The organism is Pseudomonas sp. PLMAX, assembly GCF_046042685.1.
GTDB lineage: Bacteria > Pseudomonadota > Gammaproteobacteria > Pseudomonadales > Pseudomonadaceae > Aquipseudomonas > Aquipseudomonas putida_AE.
The window spans coordinates 1,043,024-1,063,129 of sequence record NZ_CP064949.1; the positions used below are offsets into that span (position 1 = coordinate 1,043,024).

Annotated in this window: 20 protein-coding genes; 11 read left to right on the plus strand and 9 right to left on the minus strand. The window is 61.1% G+C overall.

The features are described from left to right. The first annotated feature begins 22 nt into the window (after window positions 1-22). The 5 genes from DKB71_RS04630 to tldD all read left to right on the plus strand — a co-directional run bounded on the left by DKB71_RS04630 (window position 23) and on the right by tldD (window position 8,388). Window positions 23-619 carry a nucleoside triphosphate pyrophosphatase gene (locus tag DKB71_RS04630; RefSeq protein ID WP_274074020.1) on the plus strand — a complete coding sequence of 199 codons (597 nt, stop codon included), beginning with the start codon at window positions 23-25 and terminating at the stop codon, window positions 617-619. A gap of 48 nt (window positions 620-667) precedes the next feature. Continuing rightward, window positions 668-2,125, plus strand: a complete 1,458-nt coding sequence (gene rng / locus DKB71_RS04635) for a ribonuclease G (protein WP_020796631.1) — start codon at window positions 668-670, stop codon at window positions 2,123-2,125. 75 nt (window positions 2,126-2,200) lie between these two features. Beyond that, entirely contained in the window at window positions 2,201-6,004 is a 3,804-nt protein-coding gene (locus DKB71_RS04640; protein ID WP_408599731.1) for a YhdP family protein, read from the plus strand. Window positions 6,005-6,078: 74 nt separating this feature from the next. Beyond that, the gene (locus DKB71_RS04645; RefSeq protein ID WP_408599732.1) at window positions 6,079-6,927 is read left to right on the plus strand and encodes a carbon-nitrogen hydrolase family protein; all 849 of its coding nucleotides are present in this window, start codon (window positions 6,079-6,081) and stop codon (window positions 6,925-6,927) included. An 18-nt stretch (window positions 6,928-6,945) separates the two neighbouring features. Then, entirely contained in the window at window positions 6,946-8,388 is a 1,443-nt protein-coding gene (tldD, locus tag DKB71_RS04650; protein WP_408599733.1) for a metalloprotease TldD, read from the plus strand. 105 nt (window positions 8,389-8,493) lie between these two features. Here tldD and yjgA read toward each other — a convergent pair whose 3' ends face one another. Further along, window positions 8,494-9,018 carry a ribosome biogenesis factor YjgA gene (yjgA, locus tag DKB71_RS04655; RefSeq protein WP_034148278.1) on the minus strand — a complete coding sequence of 175 codons (525 nt, stop codon included), beginning with the start codon at window positions 9,016-9,018 and terminating at the stop codon, window positions 8,494-8,496. 108 nt (window positions 9,019-9,126) lie between these two features. Between yjgA and pmbA the strand changes: the two genes are divergently transcribed. The 6 genes from pmbA to DKB71_RS04685 all read left to right on the plus strand — a co-directional run bounded on the left by pmbA (window position 9,127) and on the right by DKB71_RS04685 (window position 14,491). After that, window positions 9,127-10,473, plus strand: coding sequence for a metalloprotease PmbA (gene pmbA / locus DKB71_RS04660; protein WP_046820559.1), 1,347 nt, complete (start codon window positions 9,127-9,129; stop codon window positions 10,471-10,473). 247 nt (window positions 10,474-10,720) lie between these two features. Then, a complete protein-coding gene (locus DKB71_RS04665) occupies window positions 10,721-11,128 on the plus strand; it encodes a hypothetical protein (RefSeq protein WP_046820558.1) in 408 nt (135 codons plus the stop codon). Next, on the plus strand, window positions 11,109-12,485 hold the full coding sequence (locus DKB71_RS04670; protein ID WP_408599735.1) for a class II fumarate hydratase: 1,377 nt from the start codon (window positions 11,109-11,111) through the stop codon (window positions 12,483-12,485). Before DKB71_RS04665 ends, DKB71_RS04670 begins: the two co-directional genes overlap by 20 nt. Window positions 12,486-12,512: 27 nt before the next feature. Continuing rightward, a complete protein-coding gene (locus DKB71_RS04675; RefSeq protein ID WP_274074016.1) occupies window positions 12,513-12,953 on the plus strand; it encodes a hypothetical protein in 441 nt (146 codons plus the stop codon). A gap of 2 nt (window positions 12,954-12,955) precedes the next feature. After that, window positions 12,956-13,567, plus strand: coding sequence for a superoxide dismutase (locus DKB71_RS04680; RefSeq protein ID WP_046820555.1), 612 nt, complete (start codon window positions 12,956-12,958; stop codon window positions 13,565-13,567). A 30-nt stretch (window positions 13,568-13,597) separates the two neighbouring features. Next, window positions 13,598-14,491 carry a ZIP family metal transporter gene (locus DKB71_RS04685; protein ID WP_274074015.1) on the plus strand — a complete coding sequence of 298 codons (894 nt, stop codon included), beginning with the start codon at window positions 13,598-13,600 and terminating at the stop codon, window positions 14,489-14,491. 86 nt (window positions 14,492-14,577) lie between these two features. On the opposite strand, the gene DKB71_RS04690 is transcribed toward DKB71_RS04685, so the two are convergent. The 8 genes from DKB71_RS04690 to lptC all read right to left on the minus strand — a co-directional run bounded on the left by DKB71_RS04690 (window position 14,578) and on the right by lptC (window position 20,100). Further along, entirely contained in the window at window positions 14,578-14,853 is a 276-nt protein-coding gene (locus DKB71_RS04690) for an HPr family phosphocarrier protein (RefSeq protein ID WP_046820553.1), read from the minus strand. Between the two features lie 15 nt (window positions 14,854-14,868). Further along, entirely contained in the window at window positions 14,869-15,726 is an 858-nt protein-coding gene (gene rapZ, locus DKB71_RS04695) for an RNase adapter RapZ (RefSeq protein ID WP_083348227.1), read from the minus strand. 2 nt (window positions 15,727-15,728) lie between these two features. After that, complete coding sequence (gene ptsN, locus DKB71_RS04700; RefSeq protein ID WP_274074014.1) at window positions 15,729-16,193, minus strand: PTS IIA-like nitrogen regulatory protein PtsN; 465 nt, start codon at window positions 16,191-16,193, stop codon at window positions 15,729-15,731. Between the two features lie 12 nt (window positions 16,194-16,205). Then, window positions 16,206-16,514: a ribosome hibernation-promoting factor, HPF/YfiA family gene (hpf, locus tag DKB71_RS04705; RefSeq protein ID WP_274074013.1), complete on the minus strand. Its 309-nt coding sequence runs from the start codon at window positions 16,512-16,514 to the stop codon at window positions 16,206-16,208. A gap of 75 nt (window positions 16,515-16,589) precedes the next feature. Beyond that, the gene (locus DKB71_RS04710) at window positions 16,590-18,083 is read right to left on the minus strand and encodes an RNA polymerase factor sigma-54 (RefSeq protein ID WP_274074012.1); all 1,494 of its coding nucleotides are present in this window, start codon (window positions 18,081-18,083) and stop codon (window positions 16,590-16,592) included. 184 nt (window positions 18,084-18,267) lie between these two features. Then, entirely contained in the window at window positions 18,268-18,993 is a 726-nt protein-coding gene (lptB, locus tag DKB71_RS04715; RefSeq protein WP_008054366.1) for an LPS export ABC transporter ATP-binding protein, read from the minus strand. Continuing rightward, a complete protein-coding gene (gene lptA, locus DKB71_RS04720) occupies window positions 18,993-19,541 on the minus strand; it encodes a lipopolysaccharide transport periplasmic protein LptA (protein ID WP_408599736.1) in 549 nt (182 codons plus the stop codon). The genes lptB and lptA overlap by 1 nt, the downstream gene beginning before the upstream one ends. Next, complete coding sequence (gene lptC, locus DKB71_RS04725) at window positions 19,528-20,100, minus strand: LPS export ABC transporter periplasmic protein LptC (RefSeq protein WP_274074010.1); 573 nt, start codon at window positions 20,098-20,100, stop codon at window positions 19,528-19,530. The genes lptA and lptC overlap by 14 nt, the downstream gene beginning before the upstream one ends. Window positions 20,101-20,106: the final 6 nt, after the last annotated feature.

Consider the following 20,106-nt stretch of genomic DNA (forward strand, 5'->3'; position numbering starts at 1 on the left):
ATTCAGACAGGGAGAGGTCTTGATGAAACAGCTGTACCTCGCCTCTGGCTCACCGCGTCGGCGTGAGCTGCTCACGCAGATCGGCGTGCCATTCACCGCCGTCAGTGCGGACATCGATGAAACCCCTTTGACCCATGAAAGCCCGTCGGCCTATGTCGAGCGCCTGGCGCGCGGCAAGGCCGAGGCCGGACGCGGCGCGATCTCTCCTGCAGCCTCGTGCTGCGTGCTCGGTGCCGACACCGCCGTGGTGCTCGACGGAAAAATTCTTGGCAAACCAGTTGATGAAGCCGACGCGTGCGCCATGCTGAAGATGTTGTCCGGGCGCGAGCATCAGGTCCTGACCGCGATTGCGCTGCTCGACGGCGAGCGCTGTGAGTCTCGGGTGGTCATCAGCCAGGTCCGCTTTCGGGCTATCAGCCCTGATGAAGCGACCGCCTACTGGGCCAGTGGCGAACCCCGGGACAAGGCCGGTGGATACGGTATTCAAGGACTGGGCGCGGTGTTTGTCGCCGGGCTCACTGGAAGTTACTCGGCGGTGGTTGGACTGCCGTTGTGCGAAACCGCGGAACTGCTCGGCCATTTCGGCATACCCTGTTGGCAACCCCATAACGCGCGCTAAGCGTTGTATCCGGCCATTATCGTGAACATGCCTGAACGAGACCCTGCCATGAGTGAAGAGATCCTGATCAACATCACGCCGATGGAATCGCGCGTGGCGGTGGTCGAAAACGGTGTCCTGCAAGAAGTTCATGTCGAGCGCACGCAAAAGCGCGGGATCGTCGGCAACATCTACAAGGGCAAGGTGGTGCGGGTATTGCCGGGCATGCAGGCGGCGTTCGTCGATATCGGCCTGGACCGCGCCGCGTTCATTCATGCGTCGGAAATCTCCCTGCGTGAAGGGCCGGCGGTCGAGAGCATCAGTGCGCTGGTGCACGAAGGCCAGAGCCTGGTGGTGCAAGTCACCAAGGACCCGATCGGCTCCAAAGGCGCGCGACTGACGACGCAGCTGTCGATCCCTTCGCGTTACCTGGTGTACATGCCGCGCACCGCGCACGTCGGTATTTCGCTGAAGATCGAAGACGAAGCCGAACGCGATCGCCTCAAGCAAGTGGTGACCGATTGCGTGGCGAAGGAAGGCATCAAGGAAGCCGGCGGTTTCATCCTGCGCACGGCGGCCGAGGGCGCCGGCGCCGATGAGATCCTCATGGACATCCGCTATCTGCGCCGGTTGTGGGACCAGATCAGCGAGCAGATCAAAACCATCAGTGCCCCCAGCGTTATTTACGAAGACCTTGGCCTGGCGCTACGCACGCTGCGGGACCTGGTGAGCCCTAAGATCGAGAAAATTCGCATCGATTCCCGGGAAACCTTCCAGAAAACCACGCAGTTCGTCGCCGAACTGATGCCGGAGATCGCCGATCGTCTGGAACATTACCCGGGCGAGCGGCCGATTTTCGACCTGTACGGCGTAGAAGACGAAATCCAGAAGGCCCTTGAGCGCAAAGTCCCGTTGAAGTCCGGCGGATACCTGGTGGTCGACCCGGCGGAAGCCATGAGCACCATCGACGTCAACACCGGGGCGTTCGTCGGGCATCGCAACCTTGAAGAAACCATCTTCAAGACCAACCTCGAAGCGGCGACCGCCATTGCACGCCAGCTGAGGCTGCGTAACCTGGGTGGCATCATCATCATCGACTTCATCGACATGGAAGATGAAGAGCACCAGCGCCAGGTGCTGCGCACGCTGGAGAAGCAACTGGAGCGTGACCACGCCAAGACCAACATCATCGGCATCACCGAGTTGGGCCTGGTGCAGATGACCCGCAAGCGCACCCGCGAAAGCCTCGAGCAGGTCCTGTGCGAGCCGTGCACGAGTTGCCAGGGGCGCGGCAAGCTGAAAACGCCGGAAACCATTTGCTATGAAATCTTCCGCGAAATCCTCCGTGAGGCTCGCGCCTATCAGGCGGAAGGCTATCGTGTATTAGCGAACCAGAGAGTCGTCGACCGCCTGCTCGATGAAGAGTCGGGCAACGTCGCCGAACTTGAAGTGTTCATCGGGCGCACCATCAGGTTCCAGGTCGAAACCATGTATTCCCAGGAACAATACGACGTCGTGCTGCTCTGAACTGCTGCGTCTTGAATTTTCCTGAACGGCTGGCCTCAGCTTTCTGCAAGACTTTTGCCATGGGAGCCAACTGACATGGAGCGTCTGACACGCATATTGGCCGCACTGACCCGCTGGGGTCTGGGCCTGTGCGCGTTGGTTTTGGTGTTGATGGCGTTGTACGTCAGCCTTGGCCGGGAACTGGCGCCGTTGGTAGCCGAGTATCGTGCCGAAGTCGAAACCAAGGCCAGCGAAGCCTTGGGCATGCCCCTGCAAATCGGTGAGTTGAAAGGCAGTTGGAGCGGCTTCGCGCCTGTTTTGTCCGCTCACGACGTGACGGTGGGCGAGGGTGCCAACGCCTTGCACCTGGAGCAGGTGCGGGCGATCCCGGACCTGTGGGCCAGTCTGCTGGCTCGCGATGTGCGCATCGCCAATCTGGAACTCAATGGCCTGAAGATCAGCCTCAAGCAAGGCGATGATGGCAAGTGGGCGCTGGAAGGTTTGCCGGTAAAGGAAGATCAGCCCCTCGACCCGGAGCAGTTGCTCAATCGCATGCAAATGATCCAGCAGCTGTCGGTGCTCGACAGCCAGGTCACTTTGCAGCCGTGGGGGGAATCGCCGCTGACCCTGACGTACGTCGGCTTGAGTCTCAAAACCGGCGCCTACCGCCAGCGCCTCGATGCCCGCTTGACCCTGCCCGATGGCCAGCCATTGGCCATGAGTTTGCGTAGCCGCATTCGTGCCAGCGAGTGGAAGGACGGCGAGGTGGAAGCCTATGCGAGCCTGCCGCAAAGCGACTGGGCGAAATGGTTGCCCGAAACCCTGACCCAGAATTGGAATTTCTCCGAGATCAAGGCCGGTGGCGAGCTGTGGGTTACCTGGGGCAAGGGCGCCCTGCAAAGTGCCGCCATCCGTTTGAATGCCCCGCAACTCAAGGGTGCCTATGCCGAGCGCAAGCCGATCCAGATCAATAACCTGGCGCTTAACGGTTATTTCCAGCGCAGCGCCGAGGGCATGCTGGTCACGGTAGATTCCCTGGCCATGAACCTTGCAGAAACGCGTTGGGAGTCGCGCCTGCAATTGAAGCAGACCACGGCCGCGGACAGCACCCAGAATCTCTGGCACCTGCAAGCCGACCGTCTCGACCTGACGCCGCTCACACCGCTGCTCAATGCCCTGGCGCCCTTGCCGGAAGGTGTTGCCAAGGTGGTCGAACGGCTCAAGGTCACCGGTGGACTGCGCAACGTGCTGATCGACGTGAAACCCAATGCCACAGACGACAGTCGGTTCAGCTTCGCGGCCAACCTTGATCGGGTCGGCTTTGACGCGTATCACGGCGCGCCGGCGGCGCGTAATGTCTCGGGCAGCATCAGCGGGGACCTTGGCCATGGCGAGTTGCGCATGGACAGCAAGGATTTCATGCTGCACCTGGACCCGATTTTCGCCAAGCCATGGCAATACATCCAGGCCAACGCCACCTTGACCTGGAAGCTCGACAAGGAAAGTTTCACCCTGATCGCGCCGTACCTGAAGGTGTTGGGCGAAGAGGGCAAGATTGCCGGCGATTTCCTGATCCGCCTGTTCTTCGATGACACGAAGGAAGACTACATGGACCTGCGGGTCGGCATGGTGGAGGGCGACGGTCGCTACACCGCGAAATACCTGCCGACCGTTCTCAGCCCGGCGCTGGACGAATGGCTGCGTACGGCGATTCTCAAAGGTGCGGTGGACGAGGGTTTCTTCCAGTACCAGGGCTCGTTGAACCATGGCGCGGCGGAAACGGCCCGCAGCATCAGCCTGTTTTTCAAGGTCCACGATGCCGAACTGGCGTTTCAGCCTGGCTGGCCGCATGTCAGCAAGGTCACCGGTGATGTGTTCGTAGAAGACAGCGGCGTGCGGGTTCTGGCCAGCCAGGGGCAGTTGCTCGACACCAAGGTCCGCGACATCTACGTCAATATTCCCCACGTGCCTGACGGGCAGAACAGTCATCTGTTTCTCGATGGCGCGTTCGCTGGCGGCCTGGGCGATGGCTTGAAAATTCTCAAGGAAGCGCCGATTGGCACGGCCGAAACGTTCGCTGGCTGGGAAGGCGAAGGCGACCTGCAAGGCAAGCTCAAGCTGGATATTCCGCTGGCCAAGGGCGAGCCGCCGAAGATCCTGGTCGACTTCAAGACGGCCAAGGCCCGCCTGAAACTGCCCGAACCGCCCCTTGAGCTGACTCAGCTCAAGGGTGACTTCCGGTTCGACAGCAGCAAAGGCTTGAGTGGGCAGAACATCAGCGCGCGCGCCTTCGACAAGCCGGTGACTGCGCAAATTTTCGCCGAGGGTCGCGAGGGCAAGCTCAACACCCGGGTCACCGCTTCCGGGCAGGTCGAAGTGAAGAAACTCACGGACTGGCTGAGCGTGACCCAGCCGTTGCCGGTGAGCGGCGTGATCCCCTATCAATTGCAACTGACCCTCAATGGCGCCGATAGCCAGTTGCTGGTCAATTCCAATCTCAGGGGTGTGGCCGTCGATCTGCCGGCGCCCTTTGGCCTGGCGCCGGATGCCGGGCGCGACACCTCGTTCCGCATGACCCTGCAAGGCGAGGAGCGGCGCTACTGGGTGAACTACGGTGAACTGGCGAACTTCACATTTGCTGCACCGGCCAGCAACTTTGCCAACGGCCGTGGCGAGTTGTTCCTCGGCAATGGCAATGCCGTGTTGCCCGACACAAAGGGCCTGCGCATTCGTGGCACGCTGTCGGAGCTGGATATCGGCCCGTGGCAGGACCTGATGAACAAGTATGCCGGGCAAGACCCAGGCGGTAATGCCAAGCAGTTGCTCAGTGGATTGGACGTCAAGGTCGGCAAGCTCCGCGCTTTCGGCACAACGTTGGACCAGGCAGCGGTGCAGCTGACACGCAAACCGTCCGCCTGGGCCTTGCAGCTCGACAGCCAGCAGGTCAAGGGCAACGCCAGCCTCCCGGATGCCAAAGCCGCGCCGATGGTGATCAACCTGCAGACCGTGCGGCTGCCGGCACCTGACCCGACGGTGCTGGCCGATGAAAACTCGCCGGACCCCCTGGCCTCGGTAGACCCGAAAAAGATCCCGGCGCTGGATATCACCATCAACCAGCTGTACCAGGGTAACGACCTGGTCGGTGCCTGGTCGCTGAAAGTGCGTCCGACGGCCAAGGGTATAGCGCTCAACTCGCTGGATATGGGCCTCAAGGGCATCCTCCTGCAAGGCAGCGGCGGCTGGGAAGGTGCGCCGGGCGCCAGCACCAGCTGGTACAAGGGGCGGATCAGCGGCAAGAATCTTGCGGATGTGCTCAAGGGCTGGGGCTTTGCGCCGAGCGTCACCAGCCAGGAATTCCACATGGATGTCGACGGCCGCTGGCCCGGCTCGCCGGCATGGCTGGCCACCAAGCGCTTCTCCGGCACCCTCGATGCATCGCTCAATGAAGGCCAGTTTGTCGAGGTTGAAGGCAGTGCCCAGGCGTTGCGGGTGTTTGGCCTGCTCAACTTCAACTCGATTGGCCGCCGCTTGCGCCTGGACTTTTCCGACCTGTTCGGCAAAGGCCTGAGCTATGACCGGGTCAAGGGCCTGCTGGTGGCGACCAATGGCGTGTACGTGACCCGCGAACCTATCCGCCTGACGGGCCCGTCGAGCACCATCGAGCTCAACGGTACCCTGAACATGGTAGCCGATCAGATCGATGCCAAATTGATGGTGACCTTGCCGGTGACCAACAACCTGCCCATTGCCGCACTGATCGTCGGCGCGCCGGCCATCGGCGGGGCGCTGTTCCTGATCGACAAGTTGATCGGTGACCGTGTGTCGCGTTTTGCCAGCGTGAAATACACGGTCAAGGGGCCGTGGAAAGAACCGAAAATCACCTTCGACAAGGCTTTTTGAGAAACCACTGCCCTGGCCTATGGAGTAGCATGGCCGTACCTCCCCCTGCGTTGATACCTGAACAGGAAAAGGCCATGTCCGTAGCGGTAATTCAAATGGTCAGCCAAAGCGAAGTGCCGGCCAATCTGGCCCGGGCGCGCCAATTGCTGGAACAGGCGGCCGCCGGCGGTGCGAAACTGGCCGTGTTGCCGGAAAACTTCGCCGCCATGGGCCGGCGCGACGTCGCCGACATCGGTCGCGCCGAGGCCCTGGGCGAAGGCCCGATCCTGCCGTGGTTGAAACAGACGGCCCGCGACCTCAAGTTATGGATAGTGGCCGGTACCTTGCCGCTGCCGCCGGTGGATCAACCGACGGCCAAGGTGCATGCCTGCTCGTTGTTGGTAAATGATCACGGCGAGACGGTGGCGCGCTACGACAAGCTGCACCTGTTTGACGTGGACGTGGCGGACAATCGCGGCCGTTATCGCGAATCCGATGACTATGCTTATGGCAGTGGCGTGGTGGTTGCGGACACACCGGTGGGGCGAGTCGGCCTGACGGTCTGTTATGACCTGCGCTTCCCGGAGCTGTATAGCGAGTTACGCGCTGCCGGGGCGGAGTTGATTACCGTGCCATCGGCGTTTACCGCGGTGACCGGTGCGGCGCATTGGGACGTGCTGATTCGTGCGCGAGCCATCGAAACCCAGTGTTATGTGCTCGCGGCCGCCCAGGGTGGAACACATCCGGGACCGAGGGAAACCTGGGGGCACGCGGCCATTGTCGACCCCTGGGGACGGGTACTGGCTCAACAGGATCAAGGCGAGGCCGTGCTGCTGGCCGAACGCGATAGCAGCGAACAGGCGTCCATCCGGGCGCGGATGCCGGTGTCCAGTCACCGGCGCTTTTTCTCGCAGGGCGCCCAGCGACCTGCCTCAGAACGATGAATTTAAGGCGTAAAGCATATGAGCGAGTTGTTGTCCTCAGTCAGTGAACACCTCCTGGCACCGGGTGGCGTAACGATCGAAAGCCTGCAAGGTGTGCTCGGCGACTTGGCCGGCCCGGGCATCGATGCCGCCGACCTGTATTTCCAGGGGCAGATTTCCGAGTCCTGGGCGCTGGAAGACGGCATCGTCAAGGAAGGCAGTTTCAACCTCGACCAAGGGGTTGGCGTGCGCGCGCAATCCGGTGAGAAGACCGGTTTTGCGTACAGCAACGCCATCACCCTGGAAGCCCTGGGCGCGGCGGCCCGTGCTGCCCGGTCGATCTCCCGAGCCGGGCAGAATGGCACCGTGCAAGCGTTCACCACCCAGGACGTGGCGCAGTTGTACGGGCCGGACAATCCTCTGGAAGTGCTGACCCGTGCCGAGAAAGTCGATCTGCTCAAGCGCATCGATGCCGCTACCCGAGCCCTCGATCCGCGCATCCAGCAGGTCACCGTGAGCATGGCCGGTGTCTGGGAGCGGATCCTGGTGGCGTCCACCGACGGCGGCCTGGCGGCGGATGTACGGCCGCTGGTGCGCTTCAACGTCAGCGTGATCGTCGAGCAGAACGGCCGCCGCGAGCGCGGTGGCCACGGCGGTGGCGGGCGTACCGACTACCGTTATTTCCTCGCTGAAGACCGCGCCATGAGCTATGCCCGTGAGGCGCTGCGCCAGGCCTTGGTCAATCTGGAAGCCATCCCGGCGCCGGCCGGTACCTTGCCGGTGGTGCTGGGTTCGGGCTGGTCGGGCGTGTTGCTGCACGAGGCGGTCGGCCACGGCCTGGAAGGCGACTTCAACCGCAAAGGCAGTTCGGCCTACAGCGGGCGCATGGGCGAGATGGTTGCGTCCAAGCTGTGCACCATCGTCGATGACGGCACCCTGGCCGGTCGCCGTGGCTCCTTGAGCGTCGACGACGAAGGGACGCCGACCGAGTGCACCACGCTGATCGAAAACGGCGTACTCAAGGGCTACATGCAGGACAAGCTCAACGCCCGCCTGATGGGCGTGGCCCGCACCGGTAACGGTCGCCGCGAATCCTACGCGCACCTGCCGATGCCGCGCATGACCAACACCTACATGCTGGCCGGCGAAAGCGATCCGGAAGAAATCATCGCCTCGGTGAAACGCGGCATCTACTGCGCCAACCTCGGCGGTGGCCAGGTGGACATCACCAGCGGCAAGTTCGTGTTCTCCACCAGCGAGGCGTACCTGATCGAGGACGGCAAGATCACCGCCCCGGTCAAAGGCGCGACGTTGATCGGCAACGGCCCTGAGGCCATGAGCAAGGTGTCGATGGTCGGTAACGACCTGGCACTGGACAGCGGCGTGGGGACGTGTGGCAAGGATGGGCAGTCGGTGCCGGTGGGTGTCGGCCAGCCAACGCTGAAAATTGATGCGATCACCGTGGGTGGCACGGGCGCATAGGGATTGATACATCCCCTGTAGGAGCTGCCGAAGGCTGCGATCTTTTGCTTTTTAGAAGATCAAAAGATCGCAGCCTGCGGCAGCTCCTACAGGAGTTGCGATGGCTTAACGCAGACCGCGTTGAGTCTCGTCCAGCTCACGGATGTACTTGAAGATTTTACGGCTGGAAGCAGGAGGCTTGTTTTGCGCAACCTCGTGCTGGGCCTGACGGATCAGGGAACGCAATTGCTGGCGGTCCGCGTCCGGGTAGTCGACGACGAATTTTTCCAGTACGGCATCGTCGCCGGCGATCAGGCGATCGCGCCAACGTTCCAGGTTATGGAAGCGTTCGTTGTACTGGCGGGTGGAGGCATCGAGTTGATCGAGCAAGACCAGAATCGCGTCAGTGTCCTGATCGCGCATCAGCTTGCCGATGAACTGAAGGTGCCGTTTACGCGCGATGTTCGCGGTGTGCTTGGGCGCATCGGCCAGGGCCCGACGCATGGCGTCGGTCAACGGCAGCTTTGCCAGCAAGTCAGGCTTGAGCGTTGTAAGGCGCTCGCCGAGGTCAACCAGAGCATGCAGCTCGCGTTTAACCTGGGATTTGCTTTTTTCTCCCGTATCGAGGGAGTCGTCGTAAGAATCAACCATGGTGGCCGTCCGCAAAGAAACGCCGCCATGATAACCAGTCGGGGGCCGCTTGTCCGGCCCGGTCGCTCGATGACCGTTACCGAAAGCAGAATTTGAGTGGAGAACAGCATGAGTGCAGTTGAGAGCGTCGGCCCACAAGCGTTGCCGGCACTGCAAGAACAGGTCGAGCAGATCATCGCTGAAGCCAAGCGCCAGGGCGCCAGTGCCTGTGAAGTGGCGGTGTCGCTGGAACAAGGCCTGTCGACCACGGTTCGTCAGCGTGAAGTCGAAACCGTCGAATTCAACCGCGACCAGGGTTTTGGCATCACGCTGTACGTCGGTCAGCGCAAGGGCTCGGCCAGCACCTCGGCCAGTGGCCCTGAGGCGATTCGCGAAACCGTAGCCGCTGCCCTTGCGATTGCCAAACACACCTCGGAAGACGAAGCTTCGGGCCTGGCGGATGCCGCGCTGATGGCCAAGGACGTGCAGGACTTCGACCTGTTCCACCAATGGGATATCACCCCGGAACAGGCGATCGAGCAGGCTCTGGCCTGTGAGGCTGCAGCCTTTGCTGCCGACAGCCGGATCAAGAACGCCGATGGTACGACCCTGAGTACCCATCAGGGCTGCCGTGTCTACGGCAACAGCCACGGGTTTGTTGGCGGTTATGCGTCGACCCGGCATAGCTTGAGCTGCGTCATGATCGCCGAGGCCGATGGCCAGATGCAGCGCGATTACTGGTACGACGTGAACCGCCAGGGCAACCTGCTGGCCGATCCGGTGAGCATCGGTCAACGTGCTGCCCAGCGCGCGGCGAGCCGTCTGGGCGCGCGTCCGGTGCCGACCTGCGAAGTGCCGGTGCTGTTTTCCGCGGAGCTGGCCGGTGGTTTGTTCGGCAGTTTCCTGTCGGCGATTTCCGGCGGCAGCCTGTATCGCAAATCGTCGTTCCTCGAAGGTACCCTGGGGCAGAAGCTGTTCCCGGAATGGCTGACCATCGACGAGCGTCCGCACCTGATGCGGGCCATGGGCAGTGCGGCATTTGACGGCGATGGCCTGGCGACCTACGCCAAACCGTTCGTCGAAAAAGGCGAGCTGGTGTCCTACATCCTCGGCACCTATTCCGGCCGCAAGCTTGGCATGCCGAGCACCGCCAACGCGGGCGGCGTGCACAACCTGTTCGTCACCCACGGTGATGAGGACCAGGCTGCGTTGCTGCGTCGCATGGGCCGCGGCCTGCTGGTGACCGAACTGATGGGCCAGGGCCTGAACATGGTGACCGGCGATTACTCCCGTGGCGCGGCGGGTTACTGGGTCGAGAACGGCGAAATCCAGTTCGCGGTCCAGGAAGTGACCATCGCCGGCAACATGCGCGACATGTTCAAGCAGATCGTTGCCGTGGGTAATGACCTGGAGCTGCGCAGTAACATTCGCACCGGTTCGGTGTTGATCGAGCGGATGACGGTGGCGGGCAGCTAAGCCTCGCCGTTACACAAAAAGGCGCGCCACCCCAGGTGGTGGCCTTTTTTTTATATGCCTTACACAGATCCCATGTGGGAGCGGGCTTGCTCGCGAAGGCGGCACGCCAGTCAACGAAGATGTTGAATGTGCTGGCCTCTTCGCGAGCAAGCCCGCTCCCACAGAGTGTTCTACGTGCGCTATCGAGCTTGTGTTGGTTCTCATTATCATCTAATAATAAATCTCATTACCGAATGAGCCCCGGATCATGAGTTCTGCCTTGCACGAGCAGCCTTACCTCGAAAGCTGGCGCTGGATGAGTCGCCAGATCCGTTGCGCGATGGATCCCGACGAGCCGCGCCTGATCGATCATTACCTGGCCGAAGGCCGGTATCTGGCCTGTTGCACGGCAACCTCGCCCTGGACCATTGCCCAAACCTCGTTCCGTTTGCTGCTCGACACCGCCGCCGATGTCGCGCTGCCCTGGCACTGGCGCACTTACTGCCTCGACCAGGCCTGGCGCCCTTTGCGCGAACTCGAACGCCTCGCCTTGTGCAAATGCCGACTCAAGCGCTGGCAGAGCTACACCTGGCAACTGGCGACCTGCGAGCTGCAACCCTCGATTCCCTTAACTGAACTGGTGCAAGGATTTTCAGATGACCAAGACACGTATTGAGCGCGACAGCATGGGCGAACTTCAGGTCCCGCATGACGCCCTCTATGGCGCACAGACTCAGCGTGCAGTGGATAACTTCCCGATCAGCGGCAAGCCAATGCCGGTGCAGTTCATTCGCGCGTTGATCCTGGCCAAGGCTGCGGCAGCGCGCGCCAACATCGAGCTCAAGCAGATCAGCGAGTCCCAGGGCATCGCCATCGTCGAGGCTGCGCAAGGCTTGCTGGAAGGCGATTTCATGCAGCACTTCCCGGTGGATGTGTTCCAGACCGGTTCCGGCACCAGCTCCAACATGAACGCCAACGAAGTGATCGCCACCCTGGCCAGCCGCCTGCTCGGCGAGCCGGTGAACCCCAACGATCACGTCAATTGCGGGCAGAGCAGCAACGACATCATCCCGACCACTATCCACGTCAGTGCCGCGCTGGCCTTGCACGAGCAGTTGTTGCCGGCCCTGAACGGGCTGGTGCAGGTGATCGAGCGCAAGGCGCAAGAGGTGCATCACCACGTCAAGACCGGGCGCACCCACCTGATGGATGCCATGCCGGTGCGCATGAGCCAGGTGCTCAAGGGTTGGGCGCAACAGCTCAAGGCCAACATCGGCCATTTGCAAGGCCTTCAGCCAAGCCTGCAATCCCTGGCCCAGGGCGGTACGGCAGTGGGCACCGGGGTCAATGCGCATCCCGAATTCGCGGCGCGCTTCAGCCAACAACTGAGCAAGCTGACCCAGGTGCAATTTACGCCGGGCGTGGATCTGTTTGCCTTGATCGGCTCCCAGGACACCGCCGTTGCCGTTTCCGGCCAGCTCAAGGCGACCGCGGTGTCGCTGATGAAAATCGCCAACGACCTGCGCTGGATGAACTCCGGTCCTCTGGCTGGCCTGGGTGAGATAGAGCTCGAAGCCTTGCAACCGGGGTCTTCGATCATGCCCGGCAAGGTCAACCCGGTGATCCCGGAGGCCACCGCCATGGTCGCCGCCCAGGTAATCGGCAACGACACGGCGATCACCATCGCCGGTCAGTCGGGCAATTTCGAGCTCAACGTGATGCTGCCCATCGTCGCCCAGAACCTGCTGGGCAGCATCGAATTGCTGGCCAACTCCAGCCGTCTGCTGGGGGAAAAGGCCATTGCCAGCTTCAAGGTCAACGAAGACCGGATCAAGCAAGCGCTCTCGCGCAACCCGATCCTGGTGACGGCACTCAACCCGATCATTGGCTACCAGAAAGCCGCTGAAATCGCCAAGAAGGCCTATCAGCAGGGCCGCCCGGTGATCGATGTCGCACTTGAGCACACCGAACTTCCGCGTAGCCAGCTGGAAGCGTTGCTCAACCCGGAAAAACTCACCGCTGGCGGCGTGTAACCGCCACCACCGCTTTGGAGGCTCACCATGGAACACTGGAAACGCACGATCGAAAGGGCAAATCGCTGTTTCATGTTGGGCGAGCTGGTCGATGCCCGCGAGGCTTACTTGCAGGCATTGGCCCTGGCCCAGGTGCTGTTCGAGCGCTGGGCAAATGCCGATGAAGCGGTGGCGGCCTGCGTGATCTCCCATCACAACCTGGCGGACCTGCATTTGCGCCTGAACCAGCCGGAGGAGAGCGCCGAGTACCTGTGCGCCATCCACCAGCGCCTGCTACAGACCGTGCAGGACCCGCGACTGACGCCAGCGCTGCGTGAAGCGGCGCTGCGCCAGAGCAACAAGACCTACGTCGAACTGCTGAATTTCATCAGCGAGCACGGTGAATATCCACGCACCCATCGGTTGCTGCACATCGAGACTGCCTCACCGTCGCATCGCCCTGCGCCTCACCATCATGGAGTCCACTGAACATGGCTTTTACCCTGCCTGCCTTGCCGTATGCCTACGACGCCCTGGAACCGCACATCGATGCGCAGACCATGGAGATCCACTACACCAAACACCACCAGACCTATATCAACAACCTCAACGCTGCGGTCGAGGGCACCGAGTTCGCCGAGTGGCCAGTGGAAAAGCTGGTGGCCGCCGTGCAGCAACTGCCGGAGAAGCTCCGTGCGGCGGTGATCAACCAGGGCGGCGGCCACGCCAACCATTCATTGTTCTGGGAAGTCATGGCGCCGCACGGCGGCGGCAAGCCTGAAGGCGCGCTGGCCAAGGCGATCGATGAGCAGCTGGGTGGCCTCGACAGTTTCAAGGACGCTTTCACCAAGGCGGCGTTGACTCGTTTCGGCAGTGGCTGGGCGTGGCTGAGCGTAACCCCACAAAAGACCCTGGTCGTGGAAAGCAGCGGCAACCAGGACAGCCCGTTGATGAACGGCAATACGCCGATCCTCGGCCTGGATGTGTGGGAACACGCCTATTACCTGCGGTATCAGAACCGCCGTCCGGAATACATCAGCGCGTTCTACAACGTGATCAATTGGCCGGAAGTTGCGGCGCGCTATCAAGCGGCACTGGCCTGAGTCCTTTATAAAAACAACCCAAGGCTGATTATGGGCACTGAAACGCTGGCGATCGGAAGTGGACGAATGTTTCGTTACGCATTCGGATCGCTGTTACTGCTGGCGGGCATGAGCTTGCTGGTTGCACATGGGCTGGCCTGGCTGGACCTTGAACCGCGGCTGTCGCGGGCGTTGCAGGGCGGTGCGATCTGCGCCCTGGGCACGGCGCTCGGGGCTGTGCCGGTGCTGGTGATCCGGCGCATGCCCCAGGCACTCAGCGATTCGCTGCTGGGCTTTGGTGCTGGCGTCATGCTCGCGGCGACAGCGTTTTCGCTGATCATGCCGGGCATTGCCGCGGCAGAAAACCTGGGCATGAGTCCGTGGGCCGCCAGCGGCCTGATGTGTCTTGGCATCCTGCTCGGCGCCTTCGGTCTGTTCCTGGTGGATTGCCAGGTCTCGGGTGCTTCACCGCAAATGCTCGTCGGCACCGTGGAGCATCCGGTCATTGCGCCACGGATCTGGCTGTTCGTGTTTGCCATCATTGCCCATAACATCCCCGAAGGCATGGCGGTCGGCGTGTCGGCCGGTGGCGGCATGCCTGACGCCGACAGCCTGGCGATGGGCATCGCCTTGCAGGATGTGCCGGAGGGGTTGGTGATCGCATTGGTCCTGGCCGGGGCAGGGATGTCGCGTTTCAAGGCCTTCCTGATCGGTGCGGCGTCAGGGTTGGTGGAGCCAGTGTTCGCGCTGTTGTGCGCATGGCTGGTGAGCCTGGCCGAACTGTTGTTGCCTTTGGGGTTGGCGCTGGCAGCGGGGGCGATGCTGTTGGTGGTCACCCACGAAGTGATTCCCGAGTCGCGCCGCAATGGTCACGACAAATTGGCAAGCCTTGGGCTGCTGATCGGGTTTTGCCTGATGATGGTGATGGATACGGCGTTGGCCTAAAAAGATCGCAGCCTGCGGCAGCTCCTACAGGTAAACACGATCCCATGTAGGAGCTGCCGCAGGCTGCGATCTTTTGATCTTGACCTTTATTCGCCTTCGTCGAAGTAGTTGTTGATCAACTTCACCAGCGCATCCAGCGCTTCCTGTTCCTGCTCGCCTTCCGTGCTCAGGTAAATCCTGGTGCCCTTGCCGGCGGCCAGCATCATCATCGCCATGATGCTTTTACCGTCGACGGTGGTCTCTGGCGTGCGTCCTACCCTGATCGTGCAATCCTTGAATTGACCGGCGATTCCAACGAATTTTGCCGAAGCGCGGGCATGCAGGCCCAGCTTGTTGATGATTTCGATTTCCAGAGCAGGCATCGCGGTGTGAATCCTTTAGCTGAGGTCGCGGTGGCGAACCTGGACGTTCTTCAGGGATTGCTGCAGGACCTGGCCAAGACGTTCAGTCAGGTAGACGGAGCGGTGATGGCCGCCGGTGCAGCCAATGGCAATAGTGACATAGGCGCGGTTGCTGGCGGCAAAACGTGGCAGCCATTTGAGCAGGTACGTAGAAATGTCCTGGAACATCTCCTCGACATCGGGTTGCGCCGCCAGGTAATCGGCCACCGGTTGGTCGAGCCCGGACTGCTCGCGCAGTTCCGGCTTCCAGTAAGGATTGGGCAGGCAGCGCACATCGAATACCAGATCGGCGTCGACCGGCATGCCACGCTTGAACCCGAACGACTCGACGAGGAATGCCGTACCGGGTTCCGGCTGGTTCAGCAGGCGCAGCTTGATGGTATCGCGCAGTTGATACAGGTTCAGGCTGGTGGTGTTGAGCTTGAGGTCGGCCAGGTCGGCAATCGGCCCGAGCAGGGTGGTCTCGTCGTTGATCGCCTCGGCCAGTGAGCGGTTGGCATTGCTCAGCGGGTGACGGCGGCGGGTTTCCGAGAAACGCTTCAGCAGGGTTTCCTCGTCGGCATCCAGGTACAGGACATCGCACTGGATGTGGCGGCTGCGCACTTCGGCCAGCAGCTCGGGGAAACGCGACAGGTGACTTGGCAGGTTGCGCGCATCGATGGATACGGCAACCAGCGGTTGCGCCAGCTCGGTGTGAATCAGCGCGCGCTCGGCCAGTTCGGGCAGCAAACCGGCAGGCAGGTTGTCGATGCAGTAGTAGCCGTTGTCCTCGAGGACGTCGAGGGCGGTACTTTTACCTGAGCCGGAACGACCGCTGACGATGATCAAGCGCATGATTAGTGACCGTTTTGCTCGTCCAGGACAACCTGATACAAGGCTTCATTGCTCGCGGCACTGCGCAGTTTTTCGCGCACTTCCTTGCGGTCGAGCATGCTGGCGATCTGGCGCAAAAGCTCCAGGTGCGCATCGGTAGCGGCTTCCGGGACCAGTAGCACGAACAACAGGTCAACCGGGGCGCCATCGATGGCGTCGAAATCGATAGGGGCGTCGAGGTGCATCAAGGCGCTGATGGGCGATGTGCAGCCCTTCAGGCGACAGTGGGGAATGGCGATGCCGTTGCCAAAACCGGTCGAACCGAGTTTTTCACGGGCAATCAAAGCCTCGAAGACATCTTGCATCTCCAGATCCGGCACTTCCCGGGCGATCAGGTTGGCAATTTGCTCGAGGGCTTTCTTTTTACTGCCGCCCGGCACGTTCACCAGGGAACGGCCGGGGGTCAGGATGCTTTCAAGTCGGATCATGGGTTGGGAGTGTTAACGACCCGTAGCGCCCTGGAGGAGGCTCTGGGTCTTTTCCTTATGCTTTTTGAGTTGTTTATCCAGCTTGTCGGTCAGTAAGTCGATAGCTGCGTACATATCAGTATGTTCCGCGTTTGCGACGACCTCATTGCCGGGAATATGCAGCGTGGCTTCGATTTTTTGCTTCAGCTTTTCGACGCACATCGTGACTTGCACGTTGGTGATCTTGTCGAAATGTCGCTCCAATCGTTCGAGTTTTTCGCCGATGTAGGTGCGAAGAGGTTCGGTCACTTCCAGTTGGTGTCCACTGATGTTGACTTGCATACAGCTTCTCCTTCGTTGCCAGTGCATAAAGCGGCAGATCCAGATGATCTGCCACTGGAACGCTGTGGCGTGGCCCTACATCAACCGCTTGCGTTCGCTCGAAGGCGCGATCCCGAGGGATTCGCGGTACTTGGCGACGGTGCGGCGAGCCACCTGAATGCCTTGTGCCTCCAGTAAACCAGCGATCTTGCTGTCACTCAACGGCTTTTTCTGATTTTCCGCCGCCACCAGTTTTTTGATGATCGCGCGAATCGCCGTGGACGAGCATTCTCCGCCCTCGGAGGTGCTGACGTGACTGGAGAAAAAGTATTTCAGTTCATAGATGCCCCGAGGGGTATGCATGAATTTCTGCGTGGTCACCCGCGAAATCGTCGACTCGTGCATGCCGACCGCTTCGGCGATGTCATGCAGCACCAGCGGTTTCATGGCCTCGTCGCCGTACTCCAGGAAGCCGCGCTGATGCTCGACAATCTGCGTGGCCACTTTCATCAGGGTTTCGTTGCGGCTCTGCAGGCTCTTGATGAACCAGCGGGCTTCCTGCAGCTGATTGCGCATGAAGGTGTTGTCGGCGCTGGTGTCGGCACGGCGCACGAAGCCTGCGTACTGGGCGTTGACCCGCAGGCGCGGCACCGACTCCTGGTTCAACTCCACCAACCAGCGCTCGTTGTCCTTGCGCACGATCACGTCGGGTACCACGTATTCGGCTTCGGTCGACTCGATTTGCGAGCCAGGGCGCGGGTTGAGGCTCTGCACGAGTTCGATCACCTGGCGCAGTTCGTCTTCCTTGAGCTTCATGCGGCGCATCAGCTGGCTGTAGTCGCGGCTGCCGAGCAAGTCGATGTAGTCGGTGACCAGGCGCTTGGCCTCGGCCAGCCAAGGCGTCTTGGCGGGTAGCTGGCGCAATTGCAGCAGCAGGCATTCGCCCAGGTTGCGGGCAGCGATGCCGGCGGGTTCGAATTGCTGGATGCGGTGCAGGACGGCTTCGATTTCGTCCAGTTCGATGTCCAGTTCCGGATCGAAGGCTTCGAGGATCTCCTCCAGCGTCTCGTCCAGATAACCCTGGTTGTTGATGCAGTCGATCAGGGTCACGGCGATCAGGCGATCGGTGTCGGACATCGGTGCCAGGTTCAATTGCCACAGCAGGTGGCTTTGCAGGCTCTCGCCCGCCGATGTGCGGGTGGTGAAATCCCACTCGTCGTCATCGTTGCTCGGCAGGCTGCTGGCACTGGTCTGGTACACGTCTTCCCAGGCGGTGTCGACCGGCAGTTCGTTAGGAATTCGCTCGTTCCAGTCGCCTTCCTCGAGGTTATCGACCGTCGGGGCGGTTTCCTGGTAAGAGGGTTCCTGGATGTCGGTACTGGGCTTGTGTTCGGCGTTGTCGGCCAGCGGGTCGGAATTGTCGAAGTCGTCGCCTTCTTCCTGGCGCTCGAGCATCGGGTTGGACTCCAGGGCCTCCTGGATTTCCTGTTGCAGGTCCAGGGTCGACAATTGGAGCAGGCGGATGGCCTGTTGCAGCTGCGGTGTCATCGTCAGCTGCTGGCCCATTCTCAAGACTAGCGATGGTTTCATGGCAGGGGCTTAACACCTTATTCGCCGGCGCACATGCGCCATCCACTACAGGGCGCCGGAGCGCCAAACATAAGCAAATTATATGCCCGAAACCGCGGCGTTTGCCTAGAGCGCTGTAACAATAAAAAAAGGTTGATTTTTTATTGCGCCGAGCGCTCGGTCGACCCGCCGGACACCTCGACGCTTACAGACGGAATTCGTGCCCCAGGTACACTTCCTTGACCAGGTCATTGGCCAGGATGGTTTCAGCGTCACCTTCGGCGATCAGTTGGCCATCGTTGACGATATAGGCGGTTTCGCAGATATCCAGGGTTTCACGGACGTTGTGGTCGGTGATCAGTACGCCGATGCCCTTGGCCTTGAGGTGATGGATGATCTGCTTGATGTCGCCCACCGAAATCGGGTCGACGCCGGCGAACGGTTCGTCGAGCAGGATGAATTTCGGGTTGGTGGCCAGTGCCCGGGCGATTTCCACGCGGCGGCGCTCGCCGCCGGACAGGCTCATGCCGAGGTTGTCGCGGATGTGGCTGATGTGGAATTCCTGCAGCAGGCTTTCCAGTTCCTTGCGGCGACCGGCCTTGTCGAGTTCCTTGCGGGTCTCGAGGATGGCCATGATGTTGTCGGCCACCGACAGTTTGCGGAAGATCGACGCTTCCTGTGGCAGATAGCCGATGCCCGCCTTGGCGCGACCGTGCATCGGCTGGTGGCTGACGTCGAGGTCATCAATCAGCACGCGGCCCTGATCGGCCTGTACCAGGCCGACGATCATGTAGAAGCAGGTGGTCTTGCCGGCGCCGTTGGGGCCGAGCAGGCCGACGATCTGGCCGCTGTCGATGGACAGGCTGACGTCACGCACGACCTGGCGGCTCTTGTAGCTCTTGGCCAGGTGCTGGGCTTTCAGAGTTGCCATTACGGGGCCTTTTGCTCGTCGGTTTTCTTTTTCGGCTGGATCACCATGTCGATGCGCGGACGCGACTCGGTCACCTTGCTGCCTGTGGCGCGACCGGCGCTGGCCAGTTTCTTCTCGGTGTCATAGACGATTTTCTCGCCTTGGGTGACGTTGTTGTCCTTGTCGATGACTTTGGCCTTGTCGATCAGCACGACGCGGTTTTGCGGAGCGAGGTACTGGATGGTCACGCCCCAGCCCTGCACCGGCTTGGCGTCGCCAGCCGTCTGCATTTGCTCGAAGTAAGCCAGGTTGCCCACCGAGGTCACCACGTCGATGTCGCCGTTCGGCGCGCGGGTCATGGTCACCTTGTTGCCGGTGACCTTCATCGAGCCCTGGGTGATGATGACGTCGCCGGTGTACGTGGCGATGCCTTGCTTGTCGTCCAGCTGGGCATCGTCGGCCTGAATGCGAATAGGCTGCTGTTGATCGTCCGGCAGAGCCCAGGCGCTCACGCTTCCCAGTGCAGCGCCCAGACTGAGCAAAATAGGGAGGGTTTTAACGAGCCTCATACTGTCCTCTTACGTTCGATAGCAGGTGTATCCTGCTTTCTTTCAAATACGCCTTCATTCCCTTGCCAGTCGATACACCGCCAGCGCCGTCGATTCTAACGTCTCGCTCGGTCTGCGCATATTGCTGCTGCGGGAACACGGTCATGCGAGTGGTGGTGATCAGCGTCCTGCGATTTTTCTCGTCAAAACGTGTAATGCGTACTGAATCGATCAACTCGACCTCAGTGCCGTCGGGATTGACCTCGCCTTTTTCGCTCTGCACGTGCCACGGAAACTCGGTGCCGCGGAACATGTTCAGGTCGGGGTTTGTCAGCAGCGTCACCTCGGTGGCCTTGAGGTGCTCGACCTTGTCCGACGTCATCTCGTACTGCAGCCTGCCGTCCGGCAGGAACTGTACGCTGTGGGCGTTGGTGGCGTAATAGTCGATCGCACTCTCATCGACTTGCACGACCGGCTTGTCGAGGAAGCGTTCCGGGCTGATGTTCCAGTAGCCGACCGCAGCGAAAATCGCCGTGATGCTACCGAACACCAGTATGTTGCGAAACTTTTTACTTAGCATTATCTG

What these genes read in the sequence shown, in the direction of transcription:
- DKB71_RS04630 (WP_274074020.1), top strand. Translation starts at nt 23, where the DNA reads ATGAAACAGCTGTACCTCGCCTCTGGCTCACCGCGTCGGCGTGAGCTG.
- rng (WP_020796631.1), top strand. Translation starts at nt 668, where the DNA reads ATGAGTGAAGAGATCCTGATCAACATCACGCCGATGGAATCGCGCGTG.
- DKB71_RS04640 (WP_408599731.1), top strand. Translation starts at nt 2,201, where the DNA reads ATGGAGCGTCTGACACGCATATTGGCCGCACTGACCCGCTGGGGTCTG.
- DKB71_RS04645 (WP_408599732.1), top strand. Translation starts at nt 6,079, where the DNA reads ATGTCCGTAGCGGTAATTCAAATGGTCAGCCAAAGCGAAGTGCCGGCC.
- tldD (WP_408599733.1), top strand. Translation starts at nt 6,946, where the DNA reads ATGAGCGAGTTGTTGTCCTCAGTCAGTGAACACCTCCTGGCACCGGGT.
- yjgA (WP_034148278.1), bottom strand. Translation starts at nt 9,018, where the DNA reads ATGGTTGATTCTTACGACGACTCCCTCGATACGGGAGAAAAAAGCAAA.
- pmbA (WP_046820559.1), top strand. Translation starts at nt 9,127, where the DNA reads ATGAGTGCAGTTGAGAGCGTCGGCCCACAAGCGTTGCCGGCACTGCAA.
- DKB71_RS04665 (WP_046820558.1), top strand. Translation starts at nt 10,721, where the DNA reads ATGAGTTCTGCCTTGCACGAGCAGCCTTACCTCGAAAGCTGGCGCTGG.
- DKB71_RS04670 (WP_408599735.1), top strand. Translation starts at nt 11,109, where the DNA reads ATGACCAAGACACGTATTGAGCGCGACAGCATGGGCGAACTTCAGGTC.
- DKB71_RS04675 (WP_274074016.1), top strand. Translation starts at nt 12,513, where the DNA reads ATGGAACACTGGAAACGCACGATCGAAAGGGCAAATCGCTGTTTCATG.
- DKB71_RS04680 (WP_046820555.1), top strand. Translation starts at nt 12,956, where the DNA reads ATGGCTTTTACCCTGCCTGCCTTGCCGTATGCCTACGACGCCCTGGAA.
- DKB71_RS04685 (WP_274074015.1), top strand. Translation starts at nt 13,598, where the DNA reads ATGGGCACTGAAACGCTGGCGATCGGAAGTGGACGAATGTTTCGTTAC.
- DKB71_RS04690 (WP_046820553.1), bottom strand. Translation starts at nt 14,853, where the DNA reads ATGCCTGCTCTGGAAATCGAAATCATCAACAAGCTGGGCCTGCATGCC.
- rapZ (WP_083348227.1), bottom strand. Translation starts at nt 15,726, where the DNA reads ATGCGCTTGATCATCGTCAGCGGTCGTTCCGGCTCAGGTAAAAGTACC.
- ptsN (WP_274074014.1), bottom strand. Translation starts at nt 16,193, where the DNA reads ATGATCCGACTTGAAAGCATCCTGACCCCCGGCCGTTCCCTGGTGAAC.
- hpf (WP_274074013.1), bottom strand. Translation starts at nt 16,514, where the DNA reads ATGCAAGTCAACATCAGTGGACACCAACTGGAAGTGACCGAACCTCTT.
- DKB71_RS04710 (WP_274074012.1), bottom strand. Translation starts at nt 18,083, where the DNA reads ATGAAACCATCGCTAGTCTTGAGAATGGGCCAGCAGCTGACGATGACA.
- lptB (WP_008054366.1), bottom strand. Translation starts at nt 18,993, where the DNA reads ATGGCAACTCTGAAAGCCCAGCACCTGGCCAAGAGCTACAAGAGCCGC.
- lptA (WP_408599736.1), bottom strand. Translation starts at nt 19,541, where the DNA reads ATGAGGCTCGTTAAAACCCTCCCTATTTTGCTCAGTCTGGGCGCTGCA.
- lptC (WP_274074010.1), bottom strand. Translation starts at nt 20,100, where the DNA reads ATGCTAAGTAAAAAGTTTCGCAACATACTGGTGTTCGGTAGCATCACG.